The organism is Candidatus Oscillochloris fontis (assembly GCF_004138135.1).
Classification (GTDB): domain Bacteria; phylum Chloroflexota; class Chloroflexia; order Chloroflexales; family Chloroflexaceae; genus Oscillochloris; species Oscillochloris fontis.
Map to the genome: position 1 here is coordinate 1 of NZ_RYFD01000085.1, position 7,210 is coordinate 7,210.

Consider the following 7,210-nt stretch of genomic DNA (forward strand, 5'->3'; position numbering starts at 1 on the left):
GGCATACGTGCATCACCTATTCGTAGAAAAATACAACGATAGGCGATTTTTAAAGTTTATGTACTAGCACAACCCCCGAGTAGCCCTGCTTGGATACATCCAGATAAGCAACGTGCTATTGACTCCTGGGATCTGGCTTGCATCGGATCGCTACGATCTGTAAGCAATGAATCAAAACCACTCTCCGGAATGCCAGTCAGTGCTGTCTGGTTAACCGATATGAGCTTTGTGTACAGCCGCTATATCTGCAAGGGGGTTTGGGACGAGGAATCGGTTACGCCACAGTATGACATCATTCTTGCTCATGCAGATGGGAGCGATAACCGGGTGTTAGTACCAGGAATGGTAGCCAGCGAGATGGTACTTAGCCCCGACCAGCAGACACTGGCCTTTATTACCAGTGATCCTGGCAATCTACACTTCGGTGAAGTTGCCTTGTGGGTAATCAACCTTGATGGTACTGGCTTGCGTAAAGTGTTGGATCTGCCACCAGATGCCGCAGACCTACACTGGTACACGGCATCTATGGGGAGTACAACCACCCCCGAACCAGTAACACCCCTCCCCACCAGCGGCGAGATCGCCTACATCCAGGACGGCAACATCTACCTGCTCAACCTCGCCAATGGCCAGTCCACCCCCCTCGTGACGGATGGGACGGTTGGGACGCCAGACGATTGGCGCGGCGGAATCCAACTGACATGGTCGCCCGATGGACGCCGCTTGGCCTATGCCTCCAACCGTACCGGGAACTATGATATCTACGCCCTAGATGTAGCAAGCGGGAATACCGAACAAATCTCCTCCGATCTGCTCGATGAGTACCTACCATCGTTTGCCCCAGATGGGTCGCTCTTCTTTGTGCGGATTACGCAAGCTCATGAACACAATAACATTGTAGGCGAATGGGTCTTGATTCGCTCCATATCGCCTACTCAACAGACCGTTGTAGAGGAGGATGGGTTTGTAGTTGATAAAATTCAAGTACTTTCTGATGATGAAATACTGACTATTACGAGTGGTGATATGGGGTGGGGAAGTTTATCCACAGGCAAACAACACGTTGCCTGGAATAACGACAACTATTGTGCGTGGCCAGGTGGAGGCCAAAGCACATTTGACGCTGCATGGTCGCGTGATGGTACAACCCTCGCAGTCATCGCAGCCGACTGCCCTCCGGGAGATACATCAGGCGACTGGAGCACGGCAACCTTACTCGTAGACGCGGCAAATCCCAATGCCGAACCTCGGCGGCTTGTGGGTGGTGAGAATTTGGGTTCAAGTCTCGACTGGTCACCCGACAAGGCATGGTTAGTATATGGAGGGAGAGAACTCTGGCTCGTAAGTGCCAGTGGCGGAACCCCACAGCGCATCTCTGCGGTTGGCGAGAACCCCGCGTGGCGCCCTGCTGCAACAAGCGGGAGTGTCGCACCCACGGCAACGCCCCAACCGATAGCCCCCACAATCTCAGGTGATGCTGCTGTCTCCTACATCTTCACTGGCCACGTCACCGATACAAATGGTAAACCAGCCGCTAATGTTCTGCTCTTCGGTGATACTTGTGGCAGCACCACTACCAATGCCAATGGGGAGTATGTGCTGACATGGTATGCCACCCAACCAGAACCATGTACCGTGCGCCTCTACGAACAAAATGTATCCGCAGAAGGTTTGGGCGCGGTGTTCGATCCGCCAGTGTACACCTTTACCACCCAGGGCATCGAAGAGAAGAACTTCACCATGCGCACCGAGCGTCGCCCGCTCATCTTTGTGCCGGGGATTATGGGGAGTAAATTGTATAGTAATGGTTCAGAACTATGGCCTCGAGTGTTATCAAAACAATTTAAAAAGTATTTATCATTGAATCCTGAAGATCCATTCAGCAACAATAAAGTCGAAGCAAAAGATATTATTCGTGATGTTCTCTGGGAAATAGGTATAAACGACCCTTTTAGATTTGTCATTATTTACGATGATATCATCAAATATCTCAAGTTGAAGGGTGAATATAAAGAAAATCGAATCGGCACTTCAATATTTTTTCGTTGCGAAATGGCTTCAAGTCAAACCTCATTACATGTATTCGCGTATGATTGGCGAAAGAGCAATGCTGAGAATGCCAAAATTTTACGTGATTACATACAATGTGTACAAAAAACAACTGGAAGTCAATATGTAGACATCGTGGCTCATAGTATGGGTGGTATCTTAACACGTCGCTATGTACTCGATAATCCTGATAGTCATTATATTGATCGCTTCATTAGTATTGCCACACCATGGCTAGGTGCACCAAGTGCTATTGCTATTATGGAAACCGGTTATTATGAAGGAATTACTCCAGGTATTATTGAAGCAGATGAACTGAAGAATCTTGTTGAGTTTTTTCCTGGCCCACATGAACTCCTTCCTAGTCCAACATATTTTCAGCGTGCAGGTAGTATTTTTGGAGAATATGGCTGGGATTACAATCAGAATGGAAGTAATAATGAGAATTACTCTTTTGAGGGTTTCTCGAAAGCTTTCGATAAACATTTTGCCAGTAATCCCGTTGAAACAAACAAGGATTTCCATACACCTCTACAAGACAATCTGACAGAGTGGTATGGTGTTGATCACTATAATTTTTACGGCAATGTAGACACTGATAAAACTGTCACACACATATCAACAACAAATATCCCTTACTGTACAGGTCTTGGTGGATGGTTTGCCAGCCAAAACAGAGAGGATGTTGTCATTACTTGCCTACATAATGATAATGCACTCTTTTTGGTTCTATCAAGTGGCGACGGAACCGTCCCCACCATCAGTGCTGTCCCACCGCCACTGAAAGCGCCGGAGGAGTGCAATAATACTAATCTCCATGTTGCATGCTTCTATGGGAACAAAGATCAGGCTGATCACAACGCACTTGTAAGAAATGACGGTGTTATTACCGATCTGATCACCATCCTTTCTCGACGTAATCCACCACCGTCTGTGGCAATGGGTAATACTGACACAGCCTACTCCATTTCCTTCAGGGCATTAGAGCAGCAATCCAGCACCACAACGGCCAAGCCTGCCCACTACATCACCATCCTCAATACTCCCTCGGCTACGCTTACCGACCAACTCGGCAATACGACCGATGCGATCAGTGGCACGCTGAGCCTGCCGGTTCCTAATGCAAGCTACTACGTCCTTGGTGAACAGGCGCATATGTTTGTGGCTCCCGCTGATCAGGAGTATACCCTGGTGCTGCCGGTGAGTAGCGAGCCAATGTACCTGGAGTTGCGTACCGGCACCGGCAATACAACGAGTAGTACGGTGCGCTATAGCGACCTGAATTTCCCGCTCACGACTACCGCAGCCCTTACGATCTCGCCCCAAGGTGCCGCCGAGCTACGCTATGACAGCGATGGCGATGGAACCTTTGACACACTGGTTCCTCCAACCGTTTCGGTGGTCGGTGATGCCTCCAATGATCTCGATGCACCCACGGTAAAGATTGATGTGACCCGTCAGGGCTTGCGCTGGATGGCAACGATCACGGCAGAAGATGCGGGTTCGGGGGTGAAACAGATCCTCTACTCGACTGATGATCAGCACTATCAGTTCTATACCGAACCGTTCGAGGTGAATCCTGCGGATGGGACTACCTTCTATGTCTTTGCCGATGATAACGTGGCCAACCGTTCGGGTGTGGTGACGTATACCCTAACCCCGCGTGGTCTATGGGATCTCCCCGGCTATGTCGGGCTGGCCTTGCTGAGTCTCGTCCTCGTCGGCGGGGTAGTGCTGGTAAGGCGGAGTATGGCGCGGCCACCCTTGACGGCTTGGGCCTTCTTGGGTGCCCTCCTGTTCCTCTTGGCGCTGTTGATCCTCGCACTATTCCTGATCATCCCCCCACTGTTGGGGTCTATCTCGCGCTCAGCACCGAGCGTTGCCCCTACCAGTGCAGCACGTAGTAACCCCGAAGCCATAACTAGCGTAGTTCCTAGCCCAGTACCAACCCTCTCGGCACCAACGGCGGATGCTGCGGTGCTCGTGGCAAGCCCGACGGACGTACCCACCTCAACTCCCAGTGAGGCACGGATAGCGTTCGTCCCCGAACCACCCATCATTTCGCGCAGTTCGTGGGGCGCAATGGATCCCAGTACAGGATTGGTTCCCCACACCCCAGCCCGCATCGTTCTGTCACACGAGGCCCGCTCATGTTGCGATGATTCCCTCGCAGCACGGGTACGTTCCAACCAGTCGGTTCACATGAACAACGGCTGGCCCGATATTGCCTACCACTACACCATTGCACCGGATGGCAGCATCTTTGCTGGGCGCGATGTGGGTTTTGAGAGTAACTCATCCTACACATCTGTGAACCCAACCTACCAACTGAATGGCTCGATTATCATTGGCATCCTTGGCAACTATGACTCGCAAGAGCCTACACCAGAGAGCCTGCGCTCGATTCGCTGGCTGATGGCATGGCTCTGTCAGAGATACAACATCTCCCCGGACGATCTCTATCCGCTGTCGCAGATTGCCCCGAATAACCCCTTTGGCGAACATCCCACGACCAGCCCCGGCGGGAATATGCCGTCCTTCACGCTCTTTCGCAACGATGTACGGGCCATTCTGGCTGGGGAGATGGCTCCGTGAGCAACCCTAACCAGCACCCCACCACACCAATCATTGCCCTTCTCGCAGGACTCCTTGTTCTGCTCGTGGTGGTTGGTGTTGGGCTGAATATGGCCGCCCCCCCATCATTGCCGACGGATACCGTAGCAACAATAGACCTAGCACCCATCATTCCCACAAGCACGTCCCTTCCCCAACATGAACAAGGGTTGGTTGTGGCAACCCTCCAGCCGGATCGCGGGATACCCGCTGATCCCACACCAACAGTCCATATCCCAGTTCCCAAACCGGCCATCGTCAGCCGTGCCGCGTGGGGAGCAGCCGAAGCCGTAGGAACCTTTATTCCCCTTGACCCACGCGAAATCACCCTCCACCACGAAGGGGTACTCTTTGACGGTACAATCCCGGCTTCCCAATATATCCGTCAGGTGCAACGTTGGAGTATTGACAACCGCAAATGGCCGGATATTCCCTACCACTTCTTGATTGACCTTGAGGGGACGATCTACGAGGGGCGAACGCTGGCCGCGCAGGGTAGCTCAAATACCGATTACGATCTCCAGGGCCACATCCAGGTTGCCGTCTTGGGCAAATATGACGCCGGGGAACAAGAACCCAACCCGACCCAGATCACGGCGATTATCGAATTGATGGCATGGATCGCCGATACCTACCACCTCGCCCCAGACACGATCCACGGTCATCGCGACTTCATCCCGCTCAATGCACGCGGCGAACACATTGACCCTCGCACGGGGTCACGCATCACCTGTCCCGGCGATAACCTCTACCGTTACCTTGAAGATGGAACTATTCAACGCGGCGTAGCTGCGCAACTAGGGCAATAGGGTTGCAATAATTGTAAGGAGATTTCTTCATGCACTGCACAACAAACATCCGTAAGAACAACTGGTCTTGGCTGATTTTGGTAACGCTGGTGTTCCTGTTGACTGCATGTGGCAGTGGGGATGTGACGACAAACGTACCCCAAGCAGGACAGAGTGATGTCCAGGTAGCAGCGTGCATAGTGCCAAATGTCGTAGGCTTTGACTCAGAGAATGCGGAGCGTATGGTGCAGGGAGTTGGACTAGTGCCGTTACGCAGCGCCGAGTTCAGCGACAGCGTACCCGAGGGTCAGGTCATCGCCCAGAGTCCAGATGCCGGTGCTCGCCTCGACCCGTGCGAGGGCGAAGTCAGCATCGTGGTGAGCCTGGGGGCTAGTGCGGAGCCTACATTAGCACCGACACCTATCGCTACAGCATCTGTGTCAGAGAATGGAGACCGTGCGCCGATAACCCCTGAAAATGCGGCACAAGTGACTGAAATTGCCAAAATGGACGGATACCCATCAGCGTTTAACCCAGCGAGATCGCAGATGGCCTATATGTTGTCAAAAGATAGTACACTTATGCTATGGGACGCAGAGACAGGTCTAAAAACACCCATAGCAACAACTCCGGGAGATGGTGATTTTATATTCGTAGCCGTCGCATTTAGCCCGGACTGGACACTTGTAGCCTTAGGTTCGAATAAAGATGGAATACTGCAGTTACTAGACGTATCCACAGGTCAAGTAATCATTACATTGGCAAGATTCACAGATACAATCAGCGATTTAGCGTTCAGCCCGGACGGGTCTCTACTGGCCTCCGCATCAAATGATGGGAGAGTACAACTGTGGGAAGTGGCGACGGGTCGAGCAATCAACACCCTCGATGGACTCCCAAAACCTCTTGGTATAGCTTTTAGCCCAGATGGGACGCTACTAGCATCTGACTCATTAGAAGATAATACAATCAAATTATGGAATGTAGCAACCGGCACGGAAACGGCGACCCTAGAAGGCGGTGTTTTTAGTGCGTTCAGCCCCGACGGTAAGCTGCTGGTATCTTACTTACTGAATGGGACAATCAGATTATGGGATGTGGCAACGGGTATGGAGATTGCCACATTGAAAGGAAGTTCCCCAAAATTTAGTCCAGATGGTAGATTGTTAGCATATGAATCAGGAGATGATATCCTGTTGTGGGACGTGGCAACAAGTCGCGTAACTACGACCCTGGCTCATACCCAAATTCTATCTTTGGCGTTTAGTCCAGATGGGAAATTGCTGGCATCAGGTTCTGATGATGGGACGATCAGGTTATGGAACCTGGCAACTGCCAGCGCAATTACCACCCTAAGAAGCACGGGTATTGCTGATAACAGAATATTAGAATTCAGCCCAAATGGGAAATTACTACTTTCGGTCGATTCAATGGGAGATGTGAACGGACTTGGGCTACATTTGTGGGGTGTGCCCACAGAGGCTTAAAAGGCAACTGCCGCAGAAACTCGTCAGGCCATTGTAGGCAAATGGATAGGCGTTCGTAGTCCAACAGGCGATCACCAGCGCGATGCAGATGCGCCCGCTTTTGACTTTATGTTTTTGCCGGATGGCACGGTGCAGGCTTTTTTAGGATACAGTGTAGCGCCAACCATTGAGAACCCGAATCCTCCTACTCATATAACTCACCTTACGCAGTACGTATGTACGGATAAAGACGGTCTTTCGTGCCAGATCATGCTCCTTGCGTCGCCCGTAGCG

At 51.6% G+C, this 7,210-nt stretch carries 3 protein-coding genes; all 3 read left to right on the top strand.

All coding sequences use genetic code 11. From position 1 onward, the window contains the following. The first annotated feature begins 219 nt into the window (after positions 1-219). The 3 genes from EKD03_RS17675 to EKD03_RS17685 are packed head-to-tail and all read left to right on the top strand — an operon-like array spanning position 220 to position 6,937. Positions 220-4,644, top strand: a complete 4,425-nt coding sequence (locus EKD03_RS17675) for a lipase/acyltransferase domain-containing protein (protein ID WP_161569307.1) — start codon at positions 220-222, stop codon at positions 4,642-4,644. Continuing rightward, on the top strand, positions 4,641-5,471 hold the full coding sequence (locus EKD03_RS17680; protein WP_129633699.1) for an N-acetylmuramoyl-L-alanine amidase: 831 nt from the start codon (positions 4,641-4,643) through the stop codon (positions 5,469-5,471). The genes EKD03_RS17675 and EKD03_RS17680 overlap by 4 nt, the downstream gene beginning before the upstream one ends. Positions 5,472-5,500: 29 nt before the next feature. Next, a complete protein-coding gene (locus tag EKD03_RS17685) occupies positions 5,501-6,937 on the top strand; it encodes a WD40 repeat domain-containing protein (RefSeq protein ID WP_129633701.1) in 1,437 nt (478 codons plus the stop codon). Positions 6,938-7,210: the final 273 nt, after the last annotated feature.

Bases quoted from the DNA above. Each gene is read 5' to 3' on its own strand.
- EKD03_RS17675 (WP_161569307.1), top strand. From the start codon at position 220: ATGAGCTTTGTGTACAGCCGCTATATCTGCAAGGGGGTTTGGGACGAG.
- EKD03_RS17685 (WP_129633701.1), top strand. From the start codon at position 5,501: ATGCACTGCACAACAAACATCCGTAAGAACAACTGGTCTTGGCTGATT.